The following is a 23,362-nucleotide window of genomic DNA, read 5'->3' on the forward strand; positions in this document are numbered from 1 at the left end:
TGATGGAAATCGGGGTGGTAGGAACACCCCACGTGTCGCCCGACGCAAGACATTCCCCTGATCATCGACCGAGGGAAAACGGCCCTCATCCCCCAAACCCCCTTCTCCCGAGCCCGGGAGAGGGGAGACCGAGAAGATGCGTATACAGACACGACACCTTGCCCCGTCCCTGCAGGCGCCATGTATGCCAATATGAACGTTGGACTTTAAAAAGGCCCTATCGTGGGAGCCTCGAGAGGAGGCTTCTCTGAGATGGGTATGGTATAATGTCCTGTCAACACAGAAAACGTCTCCTATTGAGAACGAGCGATCGCCATGCCAGAGAAAACCGTAAACGAGAACCAACCCTGTCGCATTACCTATATCGGCCACGCCACCGTCCTCTTCGACATCGACGGATGGCGTCTCATCACGGATCCGTTGCTGCGGGACCGCGTGTGGCACTTGCGCCGCAGGGCTCCCAATCCCAGCAACCGCCTGTTGGGACAACACCCGCCGGATTTGGTGCTTCTGACGCACCTACACAACGACCATGCGGACCTTCCCTCGCTGCGCATGCTGCCGCGGGATGTCCCCATCCTCGTCCCACGGGGCGCCGCGGGCTACCTAAGCAAGCGGTTGAAGCAGCCTATCCAGGAGCTCGCTCCAGGGGAGGAGATCACACTGAGCTCCTTGCGAGTGATCGCCGCGCCGGCCGCCCACAACGGCCTGAGCACCCCACCGCGCCCGAATACCCCCGTGCTCAGCTACGTGATCTGCGGCCCCGCCACCTTCTACTTTGCGGGCGACACGGACCTATTCGACGAGATGGCCGACATCGGCCGGGAATACCCTCTGGATGTCGCCCTGCTGCCGGTAAGCGGATTCGGCCCCTACATAGGAAACGGCCACCTCTCGTCGCGCACGGCCGCTCAGGCGCTCCGCCTGCTGCGCCCTCATGTGGCCATCCCGATCCACTGGGGGACGTTGAGCCCGGCAGGCCCCGGCTGGCATCGCTGGTCCTACCTGGAGGACCCTCCCTACGCCTTCCTGGCCCACGCGGCGCGCATCGCCCCAGAGACAGAGGTACGCATCCTGGAGCCTGGCCAGGAGACGATCTTCCCCGGCTGCTCGGCCGTGGCTCAGGAGCCACATTCCACCCGTCACCCGCGCCCCCGGATACCCACCTGACCCCCCAAGCACGCGAACAAACGAAGACCAGAAGCGGCGGCTTCCACGTCGCCGTAGATGGCACATGGGAGCCTCGTCCCCTCGGACGGATGGAGCCATCACCTCCTATCCCTAGACATGCCCTAGGGACGCCTCTTGTGGGCGCCTGAGGCAACCACGAGGGCCGCCTCTACAAGATCTAAAGTAACGCCCGAGCCCTTAGAGTGTGTCTGAGAAATGTCGTTGCTTCTGCTGTGGGGAGGCGAGGTGCCCGGGGAGAGTCTCCGTTAGATTCTTGAAAAACCTCGGGCAGCGCCGCCAGGACTGGACACCAGAGCCAAATAGGGGTATCCTAAATCCATGAAACACACAAAAGAACACACGAAAGCCTTTAGAGGAAAGCCCACTCCTCTCGCTAAGCGAGCATGGCTCTACGCACTTTACGTCCTGGCGATATCCATCGCGCTCGTATCATGTCGAGCGACCCCCACGCCTCCACCGGAGCCCGCCAGCGTGCAGATCACACAGCCACCCGCCACCCCTACGCCAAAGCCGACGAACACACCCACACCCATACCGCCTCCCACCCCTACACCGGCGGAGATCATCACACCGTCGGCCGTCGATGTGGGATGGCTGAGCGCCGCCGGCGGTCCTGAGCGCACACGATTCAATCCAGGCGCTCATCCCGGACAGGTGCATCCCGTCTGGCGCCTCCGCTTCCATGCCTGGGAGGACAACACAGTGTCCCCGGTGGAAGTGGCCGCCCTGCCCGATGCCATTTTCGTAGTGGACTCGTCCGGCCGGCTCATGCGCGTGGATATGGAGACCGGGAGCATCGACGCTCAGGCGGCCATCTGGCCGTATGGCCCCAGGGGTACGGTGCCGGGGGCAGCCATCGCCCTGACCGAGGGGGCCGTCGTGGTCTCCGCAACAGACACGTACTTCTCCCCCCAGGCGCATCTGCCCTACTTCCGCGGCAAATTCGTCGTGTTCGACGCGCAAAACCTGACGCGCCTGTGGGAACTCCCGGGGCTTTTCGGCCACAACTATCAGATCGCGGCCCAGAACGGCCAGGTCGCCGTCACCGACGACGAAGGCTCCATCGCCCTGTATCAGGCGCATACGGGGCAACTCGTCTGGTATCGCGAGGAAAGGGATCGGCACAACCGCATCCTGGCCGCCACGGGCGATACCCTCTTCACACGACAAACCCGCTCCGGGCCACCGGAACAGCGTGGCCCCTATGAGCGACGCCAGACCTTCCTCGCCCTGGACTGGGCAACGGGGGACCCCCGCTGGGAGGCACGTCCGGAGCTGACCGACGACGTCGTCGATGCACTCACCGACGGGGAACGCCTCTATCTCCTCGCCCATCCGGACCGGATACTGGCGCTAAGCGCGACCAATGGGGAGGAACTGTGGCGCATCAGCGAGGGGCCCGTCCACGAGAAGAGCCCGATCGCCCTGGCGTATGGCAAACTATACGGCATCCGGATCCCCGAACAGCTCGTTCTTGCCTATGACGCGACCACGGGAGAGGAGGTGTGGCGAACACCGCTGTCCGGCACATGGTCGGTGCCGGCTCTGGCCGTGGCAGGGGGCAACCTCTACCTCTCCGAGCAGCGCGAGGGCGGCTCGCAACTGGCAGTCCTGGATGCTGAGACGGGACAGGTCCTCTCCCAGGGGGTGATGGAGCAGAGCCGGTCTGTAACCGTCACGGCGTATCCCGGGCTGGCGATCGCCGCCGACCGGGTGATCCTGGCCGGCAGTGACCTGCGCGTCTTTGGCGAGCAGGCCCCGGTGGCCGATCCCCCGCCGGTGCCGCCCCCCTCCTTTTCGACACGCATCCTGCCCGCCGACGAGGTACTGTACGAGTTCACGGGGACGGGCAATGGCGATATCTGGGCGCGTCCGGCCAACGGCGCATGGGCGCCCCGCAATCTCACACAACACGAGGCCCCCGACTGGGATCCGGCGGGCTCGCCGGATGGCACCCACATCGCTTTCGAGTCCTATCGCAGCGGCACCAGCAACCTGTGGACGATGGATAGGGAAGGCGGGAACGCCCTCGCCATCACCCGGACCGATCGAAACGACATCTACAACCTGCACCCCACCTGGTCCCCCAACGGCGAGTTCATCGCCTTCGCCAGCACGCGCAGCGGCAAGTTCCAGATATGGCTGGCCCGAGCGGACGGCAGCGAGATCCGACAGATCACGAGCGAAGGGGAGAACTGGGATCCAGCCTGGTCGCCGGATGGGAGCCTCATCGCCTTCATCTCCGATCGCGATGGGAACCCGGACATCTGGATCATGTCCCCAGACGGCACCCAGCAGCGCGTCTGGAGAAGCAGCCCGGAGCCGGAGGCCAATCCCGCCTGGGCTCCCGGATGCGCCGCAGATCTGAACGGACCGGCATGTGCGCTGGCCTTTGTGCAGCTCCAGGAGGAACGTCCGGAGTGGGGCGAGATTCGCGCCCGCCTGTTCAACGGCAGCCTGGAGTGGACGATCCCGGGCACCTTCTGGGGGTACGATCGAGGTCCGGCATGGTGGCCCGGCTGCACCACACTGGGAGGGGACTGCCTGCTGGCGTGGGCCAGGCAGAACAACGACCAGACGCAGATCATCCTGGGGGATTTGGACGGCAACCAGGTCCTGGTCTTGGGAGATGGGAAGGACCCCTCCTGGCTCATTGCGGCAGAGGACTAACGGCTACCACGGTCTCGCATGGGATGACGGCTATGGACATCACCACCATCAGCTTGGCCGTCGGCAGCGGCCTGAGGGACGGCCATATCGCCAGCCTGGAAGCGGCACTCCGCCACATCAGCGATCTGGGGTTCACGGGGGCCGAGCTCTCCGCCCATGCGGTCAGCGCCATCGTGAACGGCAGGCTCTACCATCCCCAGGTGCAACGGGTACAGGCGGTCCTCCGGCAGTTCCCGCTGCGATACACCGTCCACGCCCCCAACCGGCTGAACCTGGCGTTCGGGGAGCCCGCCGAACTGCAGGTGGAGACGCTGCGCGCCTGCCTGGAATTCTGCGCTGCCATCGACGCCCCGGTGCTGGTCTATCACAGCGGCCTGCAGGCGCTGGACGCCGCACGAGCCGGGCTGCGCGCTCTGCCCACGGAGGGAGAGCTGGCTGCCGGGCGAGAACGAGAGGTGGCCGCTCTCCGCACGCTGGCCCCCATCGCCGCTGACCTGGGTGTGACGATCGCCATGGAGAACGGGGATCCACACCTGTGGGAGTATACCCTCATCCAGGCCCACGGCTATCCCGCCGATGAACTGCCGCGCTATCATGCCCGGCTGTGCATCCCCCCGATCATCGAGCAGTTGGCCGCCATCGACCACCCCGCCGTCGGCATGTGTCTGGACATCGGGCACCTGCACGTAGCGGCCCACACGGTGGGATTCGACTACCTCCAGGCGGTCCACCAGGCCGCTCCCTGGGTCCGACATATCCATGTGAACGATAACTTCGGCAAACTGGACGGCGGATTTAACAACGAGGCCGATCGGCTGCCCTTTGGGGAGGGCGATCTGCACCTCCCGCCCGGTTGGGGCGCCATCCCCTACCGGGAGGTATTCGCCCGCCTATCCGACTATCACGGCATCCTCGTCATGGAGATCAAGCCCCGATACATAGAGCACCTGGGAGAGGCGCTGGACACGCTTCACTCCCTGATCGGCGAAGCAGAACAACTGCGTATGTGAGGTATCTCATGCTGGCAGCACGCCTTCATCAAGCGCAACCGATCGAAACCCACCCCTTGGTCCTGGAAGAGGTGCCAGACCCTACGCCGGGCCCGGGGCAGATTCGGCTTCGCGTCCGGGCCTGCGGGCTCTGTCACACCGACCTGCATACCGTGGAAGGCGAGTTGAGACTGCCCCGCCTGCCCATCATCCCTGGCCACCAGATCGTGGGCATCGTGGATCAGGTCGGCCCGGGCGTCACCCGCTTCCAACCGGGTGACCGTGCTGGCGTTCCCTGGCTGAACCACACGTGCGGAGAGTGCGAGTACTGCCGGCGAGGGCAGGAGAATCTGTGCGAACGGGCGCAGTTCACCGGCCTGCATGTAGATGGTGGCTACGCGCAGTACACCGTCGTTGACGAGAACTTCGCCTATCCCCTGCCCGAGGGATACGATGATCTCCAGGTCGCCCCATTGCTCTGCGCCGGCATCATCGGCTACCGGGCGCTGCGACTGAGCGAGATCCGGCCGGGGGAGCGACTGGGCCTCTACGGGTTTGGGGCCTCCGCTCACATCGTCATCCAGATCGCCATTCATTGGGGATGCGAGGTGTACGTTTTCACCCGCAGCGAGGAGCACCGACAGCTGGCCCGAGAGCTGGGCGCAGCCTGGGTCGGCCGCGCCGAGGATACCCCACCCCAACAGGTGGATAGCAGCATCATCTTCGCCCCCGCCGGCCCATTGGTCCCAGAGGCGCTACGCGTGTTACGCAAGGGGGGAACCTTGGCTCTGGCGGGCATCTACATGACCCCTATCCCAGAGATGGATTATGGGTTGCTTTACTGGGAGAAGACGATCCGGAGCGTCGCGAACAGCACGCGAGAGGACGCGGAAGGCCTGCTGGAGATCGCGCCGAAGGTCCCGATTCGCACGGAAGTGGAGACCTATCCACTGGACCAGATCAACCAGGCTCTGGAGCGGATGAAGCGCAGCGAGATCCGCGGGGCAGCCGTACTGGAAATCCCCTGAGATCGGCCGTGAACGATTCCTGGATCCGCTTCGTCGGCTACGGGATATTCGGCTGGTGCCTGGAGATCCTCTGGACCGCCATCAAGCGGAAGATCACCGGGCAGGAGCGTGGTTGGCGATTGGAGGGGCGAACATATCTGTGGATGTTCCCGATTTATGGGATAGCAACCCGGCTATACGAACCAACCCATAACGCCCTACGCACCCGACCATGGCCCATCCGGGCGATCACCTACGCCTTAGGCATCCTGTCCGTGGAGTATGCCACGGGCTGGATGATCCGCAGGCTGACCGGCGCATGCCCATGGGACTACAGCGATCGATCCCGCTGGCACGTTCACGGCCTGATCCGTCTGGACTACGCGCCCGCATGGGCCGTCGTCGGCCTAATCCTGGAACGCGTGCACGACTTTCTCATCCGGTTGACACCTGCCATCCGACAGACCCTGCAGTGAACGATTCGGAGGACAGGGATGACCGTCTTCTGGGTTCTCCTGGCGCTCGCAGCCCTTTGGGCGATCCTGATGGGAATATGGACCTGGCGGGACGCCCGGAGGTTCGCCCTGCCCGAGCGTGAGACCGCCCGCCTGGTCCTGTTCGGCATCATCGACCCGCTGCGATACTGGTACTACGAGCGCCCCTTACGCCTCCCGGAGGATGAACGAGAAGCCTGGATGCACTCCCTGGCCGAACGGATAGGCCTCAGCGACATCCGGGCAGCCCGATGCCCTCTCTGCGAGAGCGAGGTCCCCAACGCGTGGACGGTGGACGAGCGAGGCCGTCTATCCACCCTCCCCGGGCCGATCCAGTGCCCGGGATGCGACTTTCGCCTGGATGCCTGCCGCCACTGTCGCTATTTCCAGCCCGCAGGGGCCCAGCGCACGGAACCCTTCTCCATGGGGCTATCCTGGACCCACGGCCGGTGCACCCATTACAAGACCGTGCAGCCGGTCGAAGCCATCACCACACGGGACATGGCCCGACGGATGCGGGAACGGGGATATACTCAGCTACAGGCCCCCACCCCGATCATGGACTCCTATATCCCTTTAGAGCACTGCACGGCCTTCCAGCTGGATCCCAAACGCCTCCGCCATAGCGGCATGCGAAAGCCGGGCCGACGACAACGTCTGGCGCTGCGCGTCCTGGCGCGCACCACAGCGAAGGCCGACACTCATGGGGAAGCGCCGGATCAGGCACTGAGCGAGGAAGAGCAATGGCTGTTATAGTATGCCGCTGAAGTGAAACGAGTGGGACGGCAGGAGACGCACCATACTGAGCCAAAGGACAGGACCGAGATGAAATACGCCCTGTTTGAAGGTTTGGTTTTCAACGAGGCTGGCCAACCGGCGGAAGTGGTTTATCTGGGGGACGAACCGTTTTATGTGATCCTAGACGACGACTTCCGCCGCCATGTGGAGGCCCGCTACGTGGACCAGCAGGTCATACGCTGGCTGAAGGAGCAGATCACCGCACACCAGGACCTGATCACGGAGAGCGCCATGGCCATGCTGGGCCAGGATGATCTCTTCACCAAAGCCATGCTGGACTCCTCCATCCGGAATCTGGATCGTCAGCTCGATCAACTGGTTCAGGTCGGCCTGCCGGAGGAGGCCCGAACCTGGCTGGGCATGATGGGCTTCCGCATCATCGTCGACGTGCACGGGGACGTCGTCGCCATCGAAATGCCGGGAGCTCTCGGCCCAGACGAGGAGTGAGACAGGCGAGCAAAGGGGCTGGGTACACGGCCGAAGTAAGGGGACGATTGGGAGAGATGGATGGAACTGGTCGAACTGGGAAGCACGGGAATTCGGGTATCTCCGCTAGCCTTTGGGACCGGGACCAGCGGCTGGGCCGGCAGTTCGGCCCAAACCCGGCTCGGATTTCAACGCCTCGTGGACCTGCTGCGCCTGGGCTACGATCTCGGCATCACCTTCTGGGATCTCGCCGATCAGTATGGCAGCCATCCACATGCGGCCGAAGCGCTCAAAACGCTGGACCGCTCCCGCCTGGTCATCGCCACCAAGACGGCCAGCCGGTCCCATCGTGAGGTCGAGCAAGACATCCGCCGTTATCTGCGAGAGCTGGGCACCGACTATCTGGACATCGTGCTGCTGCACTATGTGACGGACGGGCGGTGGATGGAACGATACCCCGGAGCCATAGAGGCGTTGATCCACGCCAAAGAGCGGGGGCTCACACGAGCGATCGGGGCGTCATTCCACAGCCTGGATGCCATCCATGCGGCAGCCCGATCCCCCTGGCTGGACGTGGCTCTGGTGCGGATCAACTACGACGGGCGCAACATGGACGACACGCCGTCGGCCGTCGCCGCGGCCATCGAGCAGCTGGCCGCGGCCGGCAAGGCCGTCTACGGCATGAAGGTGTTGGGCCTCGGCGCGCTGCCCCCGGAGAGGGCGATCCCCTATGCCCTCGGCCTATCGGGCGTCAGCGCCATCACCATCGGCATGTGCAACGAGGAGGAGATCCACCAGAACGTTGCCATCGTGACCCGCTGGCAACGCCAGAAGGCGAGCGCGTCGCGCATGTGACATCGCGTCGCATTTTGGAGTGGATAGCGGGAGACAGTACCTTCCACCAGACGTCAAAGGGCGGGAACGTGATCCCTCAGCATTCCCGCCCTTTTGCGTTCTTCACGATGCGTGCGATCAGGCGTCCTGCATCGCACGCCAGACCCGTTCCGCCGTGATCGGGTAATCCGTGATGTACACGCCGATCGCGTCGGCGATGGCGTTGGCGATGGCGCCGATCGGGGGTACGATGGAGGGCTCGCCGACGATCTTCAGCCCGAAGGCTCCATCACCGGCCGGGACATTCACCAGGATGGCGTCGATCATGGGGAGATCGGCCGCCGTGGCCTGACGATAGTCCAGCAGGTTGGGGTTGAGCAGCCGCCCCCGCTCATCGAAAACGAGCTCCTCCCACAACCCCATGCCGATGCTCTGTGCCGTGCCCCCCTGGATCTGCCCCTCCACGGACAGCGGATTGATCGCCTGCCCGACGTCCTGCGCCGTCGCCAGATAGGTCACGACCACCTTACCCGTCTCCGGATCCACCTCCACCTCGGCCACGCTGGCGGCATAGCCGGGCGCCTCGCTCCGGCGCGGCGCGGCCCCGCGGCCCACCACCGGCTCGTAGCGAGCATCCCACCCGTGCGTCAGCAGGTACAGCCGGGATAAGGAGATCTCCTGAGAGGGGTCATCGGTCACATAAACCCTGCCGTCGGTGAGCGTCAGATCATCCGGGTCCGCATCCAGCTCTCGGGCGGCGTACTCCAGCACCTGGCGACGGGCATCCAGCGCCGCCTCCAGGACCGCAGGCCCTTGCCCGTAGGTGGTCTGGCTCCCCGCGCTCATCGGGGCCCATGGGCCGGTGGCCGTGTCTCCCTTGTAAGGGCGCACCTGAGACAACGACACGCCCAGTCCCTCGGCGGCGATCTGCGCCAGGCTGGTAAAGGACCCGGTCAGGTCTACCGTGCCCGTCACCAGGCGGAAGGTGCCATCCGGATCCAACAGAACCAGCGCAGAGCCGGGGCCTCGCCCGCCTCCCCATCCACCGCAGGCGACGCCGCGCCCCCGTAGCCGACCGTTCGTCTTCTTCGGCTTGTCGGCCAGCGCTCGCCAGGCGGGCTCGATGGCCTCCAACACCTCCTTCAGCCCGATCCGGGGATGCGGCCGGCCGTGAGGTTGCAGATCCCCCTCCTCTGCGGCGTTGAGCTTACGGAAGGCCAACGGGTCCATCCCCAGCTCCCGAGCCAACATATCGATGCAAGGCTCCAGCGCAGCCGATGCGTTCGGCCCTCCCGGCGCCCGATACGCCGTGACGCTGGGTTTGTTGGTCAACACCTCATAGCCATCGATGTACATGGCGGTGAACTTGTACGGCTGTCCCAACATAAGCGTCGTGACCGTCATGGGAGCCCCGGGATAGGCGCCGGTGTCCATGACCACCTTCGCCCGAATGCCGGTTATCCGACCATCCTTCCTGGCCCCCACTTTGATGTCGATCACCACCATCGGGGCTGGATTCGCAGCCTGCAACTCCTCGGAGCGGGTCAGCACCAGCCGCACGGGACGTCCCGCCTTCCGGGCCAACACCGCCGTCAGCGGGGCGAACAGGCTCGCCTTCCCACCAAAACCGCCACCGATCTCCGTGCTGATCACCCGCACCTGCGAGGCTTCCAGCCCCAGCACCTCGCACAGCGTCTCCTGGGTGACGAACTGCCCCTGCGTGGAGAGCCACATCGTCAGGTTGCCCTTGGAATCCCATGCGGCCGTCTGAGCGTGCGGCTCGATGTACCCCTGATGCACCATCGGCATGCGGACCTGGCGCTCGACGATCACATCCGACTCGGCGAAGGCCTGCTCGATGTCCCCCTGCTCGAACAGGATGTGATTGACGACGTTCCCGCCCTCACCTGGCTCATCGGTCTGCACCCCGGCCGCCTGTTGGGTATGGATATCCATCTCCACCGAGGTACCCGCCTTGCCATGTTGGATCACCGGGCTGCCCGGCTGCATCGCCTCCACGGGGTCCAGCACGGCCGGCAGCGGGCGATACTCCACCCGGATCCGGGCCAGCGCCTCCTCAGCTGTCGAGAGGTCCTCGGCGGCGACGGCGGCAACCGGCTGGCCGACGAAGAGGACGCGATCCCGGGCCAGGACGGCGTGGGCTCGCGAGCCGGGATCGTATTGGTCGCTCTGAGGAAGGTCGGCGGCGGTGATCACGGCGTGAACGCCCGGCAGCTTCTCAGCCTCGCTGGTATCGATGGAGACGATCTCCGCGTGCGGATGCGGGCTGCCCAGGAACTTCCCCACCAGCATGCCCGGCAGCTTCACGTCGGTGCCGAAGATCGCCTCGCCGGTCACCTTCTCCTGCGCATCCACCCTGGGGAACGGCTTGCCCACCACCTTCAACTCGGTCATCGCTCCGCCTCCATCCGATCACTGGCCGCCAGGATCGCCTTCACGATCTTGTCATAGCCGGTACATCGACACAGATTGCCCGCAATCCCCTCTCGCACCTCGGCCTCGGTTGGGTCCGGGTTCTTGTTCAGGAAGGCGAGGGCGGTCATGATGAAGCCCGGGGTGCAGAATCCGCACTGAAGTCCGCCGAGCTCGATGAACGCCTCCTGTAACGGGTGCAGGCGGCCATCCTCTGCCACCCCCTCGATGGTCACCACCTCTCGGCCATCCACCTCCGGTGCCAACACCAGGCAGGAACAGACGGCCTCACCGTCCAGGTGGACCGTACAGGCGCCGCAATCCCCCGTCCCGCACCCCTCCTTCGTGCCAGTCAGATCCAAATCATCCCGCAGCACCTCCAACAGCGTGCGATGGGGCGCCGTCTCCACGGTCACTGGGCGTCCGTTCACAACAAAGCTCACCCGAACTTTCTCAATCGCTTTTGTAGTCATCGCTTCCCCTCGCTCACGAATCCGCCTGGGCACGGGCCAACGCCATATGCAGCGTCCTGCGGGTCAAGACATAAACCAGGTGCCGCCGATAGTCGGCCGATCCACGCACATCACTGATCGGCCTGGCCTCCTGCGCCGCCTGCCGGGCGGCGGCCTCGATCGCCTCGGACGTGGGGGACTCGCCCCGGAGGATGGCCTCCGCCTGAGGCGCCCGAATCGGCGTTGGGGCGACTGCCCCCAGCGCGATGCGCACGTCCGCACACCGCCCCGCCTCGTCCAGTTGCACATAGCTGGCGACGCCCACGACCGCGATATCCATCCAGGCGCGCGGGGTATGGCGCAGATAGGCGCTCCCGGAGCGAGCCGGCGGCCTGGGGATGCGCACGCCGGTCAGCAGCTCGCCGGTTTGCAGCACCGTCTGCCCTGGCCCGGTGAAGAAATCCTCCACCGGCACCACTCGCTGCCCCCCATCGGCGATGACGGCCTCCGCCCCCAGGGCGATGAGGCCCGGAGCGGTATCCGCCGAAGGAGCCGCATTGCATATGTTCCCCCCAATGGTCGCCACGCTGCGGATCTGAGGCGATCCGATGAGTCCGGCGCCCTCGAGCAACGCCGTACAGGGGCGAGCCTCCGAGGAGCCCAGCAACTCCTTCATCGTCGTCCGGGCCCCGATCCACAAGCGCCCCTCATCCCAACGGATCCCCTTCAGGGCATCCAGACGGCGCAGGCTCACCAGGCACGATGGCACCCAACCGCTTTCCTTGATCTGCACCAATAAATCGGTGCCACCAGCCAACACACGAGCGTCGGGTCCCCAGTGCCGCAGAACCTGCGAGGCCTCCTGCAGGCTCTGGGGGACCTCATAGGCGAATTTTCGCATGAGCTCCCTCCCTTTTCTCAATCCTCCCCATCGCACAAGAACGGATGAACAACCGATCACGCCAGACGGCGGGATTATAGCGCGCAACATCCGCCTTGACAAGCAAACCTTCAACGCGGCCGCCCAATAGACACCCCCAACGACAGCCCCCGCCGCATTCACGATCTTATTATGCAGCATTCACAGCTTCTTCACATTCCCCGGGTATGCTAGTCCCGCAAGCCAAGATCATACCCAACCACGGAGGTGATACGATGAAAGGACGGGCTCGCATCATCACAACAGCGGCCATCGCTGTAGTAACCTTGAGTTTACTGCTCGCAGGTACGGCACTGGCGCAAGGAGGCGTCTCCATGCCAGGGGCGCCGTCTGGGCCGTGGGGCGGTTCCGGGATGATGGGAAGCTGGGGCTCCGGGATGATGGGAGGCTGGGGTTCTGGAATGATGGGCCATTGGGGACCTGGCATCGGCAGCTGCCCTGGGATGGGCGGTTGGGGTGCCCCCAACACGGGAGACCCCATCACCATGGATCAGGCCATCGAAAGCGCAGAGCGCTACGTAGCTGCCTACAACAACCCTGACCTGACCCTGGCCGAGATCATGGAGTTCAGCAACAATTTCTACGTCGAGGTCGAAGAGGAGAGCACCGGCATTCACGCCTTTGAGCTCCTGGTCGATCGCTACACGGGCGCCGTGTATCCCGAGCCCGGCCCGAACATGATGTGGAACACCAAGTACGGGCACATGGGGGGATGGAGCGGCATGATGGGCGGCTGGTGGCGAGGCACCACCGACGGTGAGATGTCCGTTACCCCGGAACAGGCGCTGGAGTACGCACAGGAGTATCTGGATCGATACATGCCCGGCACCACCATCGCCGATGAGGCGGATCCCTTCTACGGCTACTACACCATTCACGTGCTGGAGGGCGAAGAGGTTGTGGGCATGCTCAGCGTCAACGGATATACGGGACAGGTGTGGTATCATACCTGGCACGGAGATCTCATCGACATGAGGACGCTGGAAGATCACTAACACGAGCCAGACCCAGATCGGCGTCCGGATCCCCGGCCCCCCGCGAGGAGGGCCGGGGATCTCCCACGTTCTCCCCAATGGACGAGGATAGCGATGACCAAGAAGATCCTGGTCGTTGACGACGAGCCGAAGATCCTCCAGGTGGTCACGGGCTACCTGGAACAGGCGGGCTTCCAGGTGGTCACCGCCAGAGACGGGCCGACGGCGCTCAGCATCTTCCGCCACGAGAAGCCTGATCTGGTGATCCTGGACCTCATGTTGCCGGGCATGGACGGGCTAGACGTATGTCAAATCATCCGGCGGGAATCCGGCGTTCCCATCATCATGCTCACCGCCCGGGCGGAGGAGGTGGATCGGCTCATCGGCTTGGAGATGGGCGCCGACGACTACGTGGTCAAGCCGTTCAGCCCTCGCGAGGTGGTGGCCCGGGTGCGGGCGGTGCTACGACGCGCCGCCGGGGAGATCGCCCCTCCCGAGATCCTGAGAGCCGGCGACATCGTGATCGATCTCGCCCGACACACGGTGGAGGTCGCCGGCAAAGCGGTCGACCTCACCCCCACGGAGTTCGATCTGCTGGTCGCCCTGGCGCGCTACCCCGGCCGAACCTTCACCCGACTCCAACTGCTGGAGCAGATCCAGGGAAGCGCCTACGATGGATACGAGCGAACGGTGGATGCGCACATCAAGAACTTGCGGGCCAAGATCGAGCCCAACCCCAAGCAACCCCGATACATCGTGACGGTATACGGCGTGGGGTACAAGCTGGAGGAGAACCCCGGTGCGAAGTAACCTGTTCCTCAAGCTGCTCGGCGCCTTCGCCCTGATCATCCTGATCTATGCCGCCATCGTCCTCATCACGGTGGGGCGAGCCACGACGGGCGAGTTCCGCCTGTACACGACCCGAAGCGGCCAGCTATGGGCCCAACAACTGGAGCCCATCCTGGCCGACTACTACGCCCGCACCGGGGGTTGGGAGGGTGTCGAGGCGGCGCTGCAAAGCTCCATGGGGGCGATGATGCCCCATTCGGGCATGATGATGGGCCCCGGCATGATGGGCGAGATGATGGGGCGTGGCATGATGGGCGGGCAGTGGGACCGAGAGGATGGGCTGAACATGTGGGCCATGATGGGGCAACGGCTCATCCTGGCCGACGAGCAGGGACGCGTCGTCGCCGATACGGCCGGGGAGTGGATCGGACGAACGCTCTCCCCCCAGGAGCTGACGGCGGGGGTTCCCATCCTCGTGGACGGCCGCCGGGTGGGCACGATCATCACGGCTTCACTGGCCACCCCGGATGTGACCACCCCGGCCGGGCAGTTCCTCCAATCCGTCAACCGATCCCTCTTGCTGGCCGGGCTGGCGGCCAGCATCGTGGCCCTGATCCTGGGAGCAGCGCTCTTCTTCCAGCTCACCGCCCCCATCCGCCGGCTGAAAGCGGCCGCTCAGGCCATCGCCTCAGGCGACCTGAGCCATCGGGTCCCCGTCCGGTCCCAGGACGAGCTGGGTGAGCTGGCCCAAGCCTTCAACACCATGGCCGAAAGCCTAGCCCGGGCGGAGACGCAACGCCGCCACCTGATGGCCGACATCGCGCACGAGCTCCGCACGCCCATCAGCGTGATCCAGGGCAACCTAGAGGCCATGCTGGACGGCGTCCTCCCCACCAACGCGGAACAGATCGCCTCCCTCCACGAGGAAACGCTGCTGCTGGGACGCCTGGTGGCGGACCTAAGATTGCTATCCCTGGCCGAAGCCGGCCAGCTCAAGCTGGAGCGCGGCGAGGCAAAGTTGGACAGGCTGGTCCGCAAAGTGGCGGAGCTGATGCAGCCACGGGCGCAAGAGAAGGGCATCCGATTCGAGATCGATGTGTCCGCCGATCTTCCCCCTGTGTTCGTCGATCCCGACCGCATCCATCAGGTGATCGGCAACCTGGTGAGCAACGCCCTGCGGTACGCGCCGCCAGGCGGCCGGGTGACCATCCGAGCCTTCACGGAGGGGACGCCCGGAGATCCCGACGCAAGCGTGATCGTGCAGGTCACGGACGACGGGCCGGGCATCGCGGCCCAGGATCTGCCACACGTGTTCGACCGCTTCTATCGGGCCGATCGATCCCGGACGCGAGCCAGCGGCGGCTCCGGGCTGGGTCTGGCCATCGTCAAACACCTGGTGGAAGCTCACGGCGGCCGGGTGTGGGCGGAGAGCCCCGTCTTCACCCGCCCCGATGGGACCCGTCACGGCACCCGGGTATCGTTCACCCTGCCCACAGTCCAGCCCTCCGAGCCGCCCCCTCGCAAAACGAAAGGGTCCTGACACGGACAGCGCCAGGACCCTGCCATTCAGCGAGTGGCATCTCTGAGAAGTATCAGTCCTCCATGGTCGAGGTGTCCCCAACCTCCATTCCCAGAGCCTGCGCCTTCAGCACACGACGCATGATCTTCCCAGAGCGGGTCTTGGGGAGCTTATCCACGAAGTGGATCTTCTCAGGCCGGGCGATGGGCCCCATATGCTCTCGCACATGCTGTCGCAGCTCCTCGGCCAGCCTCTCCGAGGGCTCATAGCCGGTGCGCAGGATGCAGTAGGCATGGATCGCCTGGCCCTTGACCTCATGCGGCAGGCCGATGGCGGCCGCCTCAGCGACGGCGGGATGGCTGACCAGGGCGCTCTCGATCTCCGCCGTCCCCAATCGATACCCCGACACCTTGATCACATCATCCACACGGCCGATGATCCAGAAATACCCGTCCCGATCCCGCTTGGCCGAATCGCCGGTCATGTACTTGCCGGGGAACCGACTCCAATACTGGCTCACATAGCGATCAGGGTCTTTGTAGATGGTGCGCATCATGGCAGGCCAGGGGCGCTTCAGCACCAGGTAGCCTTCCTCGCCATCCGGCACCGGGTTCCCATCCTCATCCACGATCTCCGCCTCCTGTCCGAAGAAGGGCCGGGTGCCGGAGCCAGGCTTGAGAGGCACCACCGGCGTCGGCGTGATCATGAACATCCCCGTCTCCGTCTGCCACCAGGTGTCCATAATGGGGCATCGCCCCCCGCCGATTACCTCGTAGTACCACCGCCAGGCCTCCGGGTTGATGGGCTCCCCTACCGAGCCGAGCAGACGCAGGGAGGAGAGATCATGGCGATTGGGCCATGATTCGCCGAAGCGCATCAGGCCCCGAATCGCCGTGGGAGCCGTGTACAGGATGGTGATCCCATACTTCTCGATCAGCGCCCACCAGCGATCCGGATAGGGATACGTGGGCGCCCCCTCGTACATGAAGGTGGTGGCTCCGTTCAACAGAGGGCCGTAGACGATGTAGGAGTGGCCGGTGATCCACCCCGGGTCCGCCGCACACCACCACCGATCCTCATCCTGGATATCGAAGACGTACTTGAGCGTGGTGTAGATCCCCACCATGTATCCGCCGTGGGTGTGCAGGATCGCCTTGGGGACCCCAGTCGTGCCGGAGGTGTACAGGATGAACAGAGGATCCTCGGCGTCCAACTGCTCCGTCGGGCATTTCCCCGTAGCGATGGGAAGCCCGATCAGGTCATGATACCAGTAATCCCGGCCGGGCTCCATGCGGACCTCATGCCCGGTGCGCCGCACCGTGATCACCGTCTCCACCGAGGGGCAACGCTTCAGGGCCTCGTCCACCATGCGCTTTAACTCGACGATCTTGCCATTCATCCATCCGCCATCGGCCGTGATCACCATGCGGGACTGCGAGTCCTCGATCCGCCCCTGCAACGCATCTACACTGAACCCACCGTAGACGACGGAGTGCACCGCGCCGATCTTGGCACAGGCCAGCATGGCGATCACGATCTCGGGCACACGAGGCATGTAGATGGTGATGCGATCCCCCTTCTGGATCCCCATGGCCTTGAGAACGTTGGCAAACTGGTTCACCTCCCGATTGAGGGCATAATAGGAGTAGGTCCGCACATCTCCCGGCTCACCAATCCAGATCAAAGCCAGTTTGTTCCGCCGCCAGCTCTTCTGGTATCGATCCAGGCAGTTGTGAACGATGTTGACCTTGGCGCCGGTAAACCACTTATAGAAGGGCTTCTCGCTGTCGTCCAACACCTTGTCCCACTTCCGATACCACTCCAGCTCCTCGGCCTCCTGCGCCCAGAAGCCTTCGAGGTCCTCAGCCGCGCGCCGGGCCATCGCGTCCCAGTCCTTCAGGCGCGCCCGGGCCACAACCTCCTCGGAAGGAAAGACCACCTCACCATCCACAAACTGCCGATCCGTCATCTTATGACCTCCCAGATGTGAACTGACTCCAGGCGTACGGACACGTATTGCCCGTCGCCATGCCCATGGGGTCGCCTCGGAATGCAAGAGAACGATGTCGTCCCAGGGGAAGGGATTGGGGGAGAGCTGCCAACGATGGCCAGGGGACGTCGGCTACGACGCCGTTATACGAGGACCACGAAAGCCCTATCTAGCCCGCCGCTCGCACCCGACGAACGCATGCGGGCTATCACAGATGCACAACTGAACATGGCTTCTGCAATTGTAATACGAAATCCATCCCGTGACAAGCCCGTTTTCCAGGCGAACCAAGGCCTTTTCAAAGCGTGTCTGAAAAACGCGATGGGAACCACGAAGGCACTAAGACTCTAAGAGCGTGTCCGAAAGTTTACCGGCGAGGTGCCTGAGGGTCCCCTCAACGACCAGCTCCACAGGGGGAGGTGTGGAGGGGAGGTCTCCTCCTCGGGCCTCCCTACAGCAGAAGCAACGGCGTTTCTCAGATACACTCTCAGACCCTAGGATAGAGAAGGCGGAAGTGCACTATGGAGAGCTTACGAGCTTTGACACTCCCCTTGGTGTCCTAGTGGCTTCGTGGTGTGTTCTTCAGACACATTCTCAGGGCTGGGGGATGAGGGCCGTTTTCTACCGGTTAACGACCAGGGAAATGACTTGCGTCGGACGACACGCATGGTATGATGGGCCACCATCGGAGAGCACTTCCCCGACTGCCCTCACATCGACAACACACGGAGGAACCCATGGGAACCATATTCGCAACGGCGGCCTATGGCGGCGAGGGATGGTCCCCGCGAACGACATCGCTTCGCCAGGAGATCGGGCAAGTGTGGGCGCAATGCGGCGTCTCCACGGAGTGGGCCCCTCTCAAGGCGGTCCTGCTACACCGCCCGGGGACGGAGCTGGAGGGGGTGTCCGATCCCAATCAGGCGCAGATGTTAGAGCCACTGGACATCGCTAAAGCCACAGCACAGCACGACGCGATGGCACAGGCCTATCGCGATGCCGGGGTGACCGTCCACTACGTCGAGCCTTCGGAGACGCCGAAGCCGAATCAGATGTTCATCGCCGATCTCATGTTCATGACGCCCGAAGGCGCCATCGTAGGCCGCCCGGCCTCGACGGTTCGCGCGGGCGAGGAGCGATTCGTCGCGGCACGGCTGGCCGCGCTGGGGATTCCGATCCTGCGCACGATACGAGGGACGGGCACCTTCGAGGGGGCCGATGCCGCGTGGGTCGATCCCCAGACGATGTTGCTCGGAAGAGGATTGCGCACCAACGCAGAGGGCGCCGCCCAGGTCGCCAGCTTGCTGGCGGAGATGGGCGTGCAGGTGATCCAGGTCGATCTCTCCTACGGGGCCATGCATCTGATGGGAACCCTTCGCTTCGCCGATCGAGACCTCGCCATCGGCTGGCGGGGGCGCATCCCCTACGCGGCCGTGGATACGCTCCGAGAGCACGGATACCGGGTGCTCTTCGCCCCCGATGAGGAGGAGGTCGTCCGGGGAAAGGCGCTGAACTTCGTCACCCTGGGCCCCCGGCGGATCCTGATGCCCGCGGGGAATCCCCGCACCCAGGCCTTCTTCGAGGATGCAGGGATCACCTGTGTCACCGTCGAGGTCGATGAACTCGGCAAGGCGGCGGGCTCCATCGGCGGGATCCTGGAACGCTCCCCCGCCCAGACGTGAGCAGTCCTCCAAGAGCGTGTCTGAGAATTTAACCGATAAGATGCCTGAGGAGCTCCCGCAGCGATCAGCCCCACAGGGAGAGGTGTGGAGGGAGCCTCCCCTCTTTTGTGATATCCCCCTATATCTGGGTAGCGAAGGGCAGTGCCCTTCGCTACCCAAAGGGCCAAACCAGAGGGAGCACCCATCAAGTTGCTCCTACAACTTATCCGAAACAAATGACGCAGTCGCTTGTTCCTTTTACCATGCGAAGACCAATAAGAGCCGGTGGACCGGACGATGCCGCCCAGTCCGCCGCTATCGACGAGTCACCTTGAACGCAGCCGATCCCCTACCCCTCGCCGATCCGCTGCTTGCTCAACGTGATCGGCGAGGCCACATGCCATAGGAACGGCCGAAACCGCACCCGGAAACGATACTCGCGTGGCTCCAAAAGGTACTGGGGCAAGACGCCCGGGCCGCAGCTTCCGTTCCCCAGCCCGCACTGGGCGTGATCCAGGTTCAGTGTGATCTCATCCCGGCGCTTCAACTCGTATGTATGACGCGCTTCGGTGAGGTCCTCCGCCGTGAAGTGATGGGCGCTGACGTTGAGCAACGGCATCCCCACGGCCAGCAGGCCAACCCCCTGGCGATCGCTCAGCGCCACCCAGCGCACGTCCGTCTTGTTCCCGTTCTCCTGCGGCATGATGTACGGCACATACTGCTCGTCCACCGTGCCGTCGTAGACACCCACCTTCGCCCCCAGCTTGCGATCGGCATAGGTCTCGTGCGGGCCGCGGCCGTACCAGGTGAACCGCTCATATCCGCCGGGCAGCGTCATCCGCAGGCCCACCCGAGGCAGCGGCGGCAGATCTCCGCTCGGCATCACATGGGTGTCCAGCACGACATCCCCGCTCCCGTAGACCGTGTACGTATACGCGCAATCAAAGCGAGCTGTGTAATGGACGGCGAAGGCCTGCTTCAACTCCTCGGGTGACATCCCCCGGATCTCCTCCAGGGCTCTGCGAATCCGACCAGGTAGTGCATTCCCCGCAGCATCAACGACCAACGGCACTCCCACCTGCAACAGCTCACCGATGCGATCCGAGCGATCCAGTTCGGCGATCAGGGTCTTGATCCGGCCCACCTTCCCTCGCCCCGACAAGCCGTCGTAGTCGATGCCCAGATCGCCGCAGAGCTTCCTGAGGTCGTCCTCTTTCAGGACCATATCGATCCCTTCCTCCAGCTGCCTCAGGAACTCGTTCCATCGCTCCGACCGGGGAGCCTCCCCCTCGACCACCGGAGCGCTGACGGAGCGCACGGTGACTCGAACTACCCGAGGGCTCACCCGCTCCGCACAGACGATCTTAGCGCTCTCCCGCAGGCGATCCAGCCCGGCCTCCCGCCAGCGGATGGCCATCCGCTGCTCGCCCCAGGTGTTGGCATCGTTGTCGGTGGGCGCACGCCAGATGTTGAGCGCCGGCCCCTGTAACACAAGCTCCCGGCCACCGTATCGCCAGGAGGTGATCCGGCCCGACTGGCGGGAGAAGGATAATGAGAACTCCTCGCCACGGATCAGGATGGACTCCTCATCGATCGCCAAGCCCAGCTCCGGCATCTCCGCCACGGAGAACGGAGGGACGGCCGGGACCGCAAACGGCACCGGGAACTGCCCCCAGGCCACCTCGTGCCCCTGCTCGGCCCAGAGCGTATCCTGGGCCAACGCAAATCGGATGTGCAACCAATACTCGGTGCCCGGCTTCAGCACCGGCTCCCGAAACGGGATCGTGATCTCCTCGCTCTCGCCGGGCGGCGTGGTCAGCCGGGGTAACGAGCCCGATTGCAATACCTCGCCGTCGGCGACCAGGCTCCACGAGCCGTCCAGGGCACTCAGATCGACGAAGCGATACTTGTTGGTGATGCGCATCTTCCCGGCCGCCAGGTCCACCGGCTCCACCCTCACCGGCTCCAGCACCTTCTTGTACTCCCAGAGCCCCGGATGCGGCCTGCGGTCGGGCCAGATCAGCCCATTGATGCAGAAGTTCCCATCGTTGGGCTCGTCGCCGAAGTCACCGCCATAGGCGAACCACTCCTGGCCATCCTCCGTCACCCGGCGCAATCCCTGATCCACCCAGTCCCAGATGAAGCCACCCTGCAAGCGTGGGTACCTCTCAATCGCCTCCCAATACTCCTTCAGATTGCCCGTGCTGTTGCCCATGGAGTGGGCGTACTCGCACATGACCACCGGACGCGTCTCGTTTGGGTCCTGAGCCATCTCGATGATCCGATCCACGCTGGGATACATCGGCCCCAGCACGTCGACGATGGGCGCGTCCTCGGCCGGGTGATAGTGCACCAGCCGGGTGGGATCGTTCTCGTGGATCCAATCGGCCATGGCGTCGTGATTGGGCCCGTAGCCGGACTCATTACCCAGCGACCACACGATGACGCAGGGGTGATTTTTGTCCCGCTCCACCATGCGGATCCCCCGCTCCATAAAGGCCGTCTTCCACGTCGGGTCCTTGGCCAGCTTGTCCCAGACGCCATGGGACTCGATGTTGGCCTCGTTGAAGATGTAAATGCCGTACTGATCGCACAGATCGTACCAGCGAGGGTCGTCAGGATAGTGACACGTGCGCACGGCGTTGATGTTGAACCGCTTCATCAGCACGATGTCCTGGATCATGGACTCCACAGTGACCGTGTGCCCGGTATCGGGATCGTGCTCGTGTCGATTCACGCCCTTGATGAGGATAGGCTTCCCGTTGACGTGGATCTGCCCCTCTTTCAACTCGACCTTGCGGAACCCGGCCCGATTGCTCTCGATCTCCAGGACCTGCCCGGCCGCATCCTTGAGTGTGATCACCACCGTGTATAGGTAGGGATGCTCATCCGACCACTTCTCCGGGTTGGGCACGGCCCGCTCCAGGGTGACAACGCTCTCCTCGCCGGCCGCCACATCCACAGAGGCGGAGGCGGGCTCGGTAAAGACCGGCTGCCCATCCGCATCATAGAGCATGATCTCGACAGTGTGCCCAACGGCGTCCTGCTCGCCGTAATTGCGTACCTTGGCCTGGACCTGGAGCGTGGCATCCCGATATGCCTCGTCCAGGTCGGTCACGATCCGAAAGTCACGCACATGGACGGACGGCGCCGCCCACAGGTAGACATCCCGATAGATACCGCTCAGCCGCCAGAAATCCTGGTCTTCCAGGTAGCTGCCATCCGACCAGCGATATACCCGCACGGCCAGCGTGTTCTCGCCGGGGCGCAGGTAGCGAGTGATATTGAACTCGGCCGGCAGCCGGCTCCCCTGGCTGTATCCCACCATCTCACCGTTGACCCAGAGATGAAACGCTGAGTCCACCCCCTCAAAGAGAATGAAGACCTGGCGGCCGTCCCATCCCTCCGGGATGGTAAAGGTGCGCCGATAGCACCCCGTCGGGTTGTCGTCCTCCGGCACCCGAGGCAGGTCATCGATGGGGAAGGGATACTGAACGTTGACGTAGATGGGGACATCATACCCCTGAAGTTGCCAGTTCCCCGGCACCATGATGGTGTCCCACCCGCTCACGTCGAAGTCGGGCCTGTAGAAGTCCCCGGGGGTGGAGGCCGGGTTCGGGGCCAGGAAGAACTTCCATGGGCCATTCAACAGCTTGAGATACGGAGATGCGTAGCGGTCCGCCCTCAGAGCCGAGGCCTCATCCGGATAGGGCACCAGAGGCACATGCGCCGGCTCCTTGTTTCGTCCAACGACCAGATGGTTCTGCCAATCGGGAAGCCGCTCGAGTGACATACAAGTTCCTCCCTGCTCTGCATCTGTAACGGTGCTGAAGACAAACGATATTGCCAGTATGGCAGTCGGAGACAGATGAATCTTACCCCAGGAGGGCGAAGTAGCCAAGAAACGGACCCGCTCCCGACGCCCCAGGGCGCCCCAACATTCGTCATGGACAGCAAGAGGGGAGCCCCGAGCGCTGAGCCTCGGGGCTCCCCGGCGGGCGGCCTCTGAGCAAGCCACCCAAGGAAAGGGAGGTTCCGGTTAGCGGATCGCTCCGCTTTCCATCGAAAAAGATACACCCCCATCTTCCTCGCCTGATATCTGGCCCCCGCCACTCTCTCAATTTGACAAACAGAAATATTTAGATTATTATTTTCTCAAGAAAATGATTTTCCATAGGACGGCCATGAGGACGGA

Annotated in this window: 17 protein-coding genes; 12 read left to right on the top strand and 5 right to left on the bottom strand. The window is 64.0% G+C overall.

The window, feature by feature from the left end; genetic code table 11:
* Positions 1-315: 315 nt before the first annotated feature.
* From GXP39_18735 to GXP39_18770, 8 genes are all read left to right on the top strand, one after another.
* Entirely contained in the window at positions 316-1,170 is an 855-nt protein-coding gene (locus GXP39_18735) for an MBL fold metallo-hydrolase (protein ID NOZ30072.1), read from the top strand.
* Between the two features lie 492 nt (positions 1,171-1,662).
* Positions 1,663-3,861 carry a PQQ-binding-like beta-propeller repeat protein gene (locus GXP39_18740; GenBank protein NOZ30073.1) on the top strand — a complete coding sequence of 733 codons (2,199 nt, stop codon included), beginning with the start codon at positions 1,663-1,665 and terminating at the stop codon, positions 3,859-3,861.
* 32 nt (positions 3,862-3,893) lie between these two features.
* Positions 3,894-4,871, top strand: coding sequence for a sugar phosphate isomerase/epimerase (locus tag GXP39_18745; protein NOZ30074.1), 978 nt, complete (start codon positions 3,894-3,896; stop codon positions 4,869-4,871).
* An 8-nt stretch (positions 4,872-4,879) separates the two neighbouring features.
* Positions 4,880-5,878 (top strand): zinc-dependent alcohol dehydrogenase family protein, encoded by a 999-nt coding sequence (locus tag GXP39_18750; GenBank protein NOZ30075.1) that lies wholly within the window; start codon positions 4,880-4,882, stop codon positions 5,876-5,878.
* Between the two features lie 23 nt (positions 5,879-5,901).
* Complete coding sequence (locus GXP39_18755) at positions 5,902-6,333, top strand: hypothetical protein (GenBank protein NOZ30076.1); 432 nt, start codon at positions 5,902-5,904, stop codon at positions 6,331-6,333.
* 18 nt (positions 6,334-6,351) lie between these two features.
* Positions 6,352-7,107 (top strand): hypothetical protein, encoded by a 756-nt coding sequence (locus tag GXP39_18760; GenBank protein NOZ30077.1) that lies wholly within the window; start codon positions 6,352-6,354, stop codon positions 7,105-7,107.
* Between the two features lie 69 nt (positions 7,108-7,176).
* Positions 7,177-7,596 (top strand): hypothetical protein, encoded by a 420-nt coding sequence (locus tag GXP39_18765; protein NOZ30078.1) that lies wholly within the window; start codon positions 7,177-7,179, stop codon positions 7,594-7,596.
* 60 nt (positions 7,597-7,656) lie between these two features.
* Positions 7,657-8,430 (top strand): aldo/keto reductase, encoded by a 774-nt coding sequence (locus tag GXP39_18770; protein ID NOZ30079.1) that lies wholly within the window; start codon positions 7,657-7,659, stop codon positions 8,428-8,430.
* 117 nt (positions 8,431-8,547) lie between these two features.
* On the opposite strand, the gene GXP39_18775 is transcribed toward GXP39_18770, so the two are convergent.
* The 3 genes from GXP39_18775 to GXP39_18785 are packed head-to-tail and all read right to left on the bottom strand — an operon-like array spanning position 8,548 to position 12,195.
* Positions 8,548-10,824 (bottom strand): xanthine dehydrogenase family protein molybdopterin-binding subunit, encoded by a 2,277-nt coding sequence (locus GXP39_18775; protein ID NOZ30080.1) that lies wholly within the window; start codon positions 10,822-10,824, stop codon positions 8,548-8,550.
* A complete protein-coding gene (locus tag GXP39_18780; protein NOZ30081.1) occupies positions 10,821-11,315 on the bottom strand; it encodes a (2Fe-2S)-binding protein in 495 nt (164 codons plus the stop codon). The genes GXP39_18775 and GXP39_18780 overlap by 4 nt, the downstream gene beginning before the upstream one ends.
* A gap of 13 nt (positions 11,316-11,328) precedes the next feature.
* A complete protein-coding gene (locus GXP39_18785) occupies positions 11,329-12,195 on the bottom strand; it encodes a xanthine dehydrogenase family protein subunit M (protein ID NOZ30082.1) in 867 nt (288 codons plus the stop codon).
* A gap of 524 nt (positions 12,196-12,719) precedes the next feature.
* On the opposite strand from GXP39_18785, the gene GXP39_18790 reads away from it, so the two are divergent.
* From GXP39_18790 to GXP39_18800, 3 genes are all read left to right on the top strand, one after another.
* On the top strand, positions 12,720-13,229 hold the full coding sequence (locus GXP39_18790) for a hypothetical protein (GenBank protein NOZ30083.1): 510 nt from the start codon (positions 12,720-12,722) through the stop codon (positions 13,227-13,229).
* 93 nt (positions 13,230-13,322) lie between these two features.
* The gene (locus tag GXP39_18795) at positions 13,323-14,018 is read left to right on the top strand and encodes a response regulator transcription factor (protein NOZ30084.1); all 696 of its coding nucleotides are present in this window, start codon (positions 13,323-13,325) and stop codon (positions 14,016-14,018) included.
* Positions 14,008-15,537 carry a HAMP domain-containing protein gene (locus GXP39_18800; GenBank protein NOZ30085.1) on the top strand — a complete coding sequence of 510 codons (1,530 nt, stop codon included), beginning with the start codon at positions 14,008-14,010 and terminating at the stop codon, positions 15,535-15,537. The genes GXP39_18795 and GXP39_18800 overlap by 11 nt, the downstream gene beginning before the upstream one ends.
* A 52-nt stretch (positions 15,538-15,589) precedes the next feature.
* On the opposite strand, the gene acs is transcribed toward GXP39_18800, so the two are convergent.
* Complete coding sequence (gene acs / locus GXP39_18805) at positions 15,590-17,485, bottom strand: acetate--CoA ligase (protein ID NOZ30086.1); 1,896 nt, start codon at positions 17,483-17,485, stop codon at positions 15,590-15,592.
* A gap of 758 nt (positions 17,486-18,243) precedes the next feature.
* Here acs and GXP39_18810 point away from each other — a divergent pair.
* Positions 18,244-19,188 (top strand): amidinotransferase, encoded by a 945-nt coding sequence (locus tag GXP39_18810; protein ID NOZ30087.1) that lies wholly within the window; start codon positions 18,244-18,246, stop codon positions 19,186-19,188.
* Between the two features lie 328 nt (positions 19,189-19,516).
* On the opposite strand, the gene GXP39_18815 is transcribed toward GXP39_18810, so the two are convergent.
* Entirely contained in the window at positions 19,517-22,960 is a 3,444-nt protein-coding gene (locus tag GXP39_18815) for a DUF4981 domain-containing protein (protein ID NOZ30088.1), read from the bottom strand.
* Positions 22,961-23,362 lie beyond the last annotated feature (402 nt).

The organism is Chloroflexota bacterium (assembly GCA_013152435.1).
Classification (GTDB): domain Bacteria; phylum Chloroflexota; class Anaerolineae; order DUEN01; family DUEN01; genus DUEN01.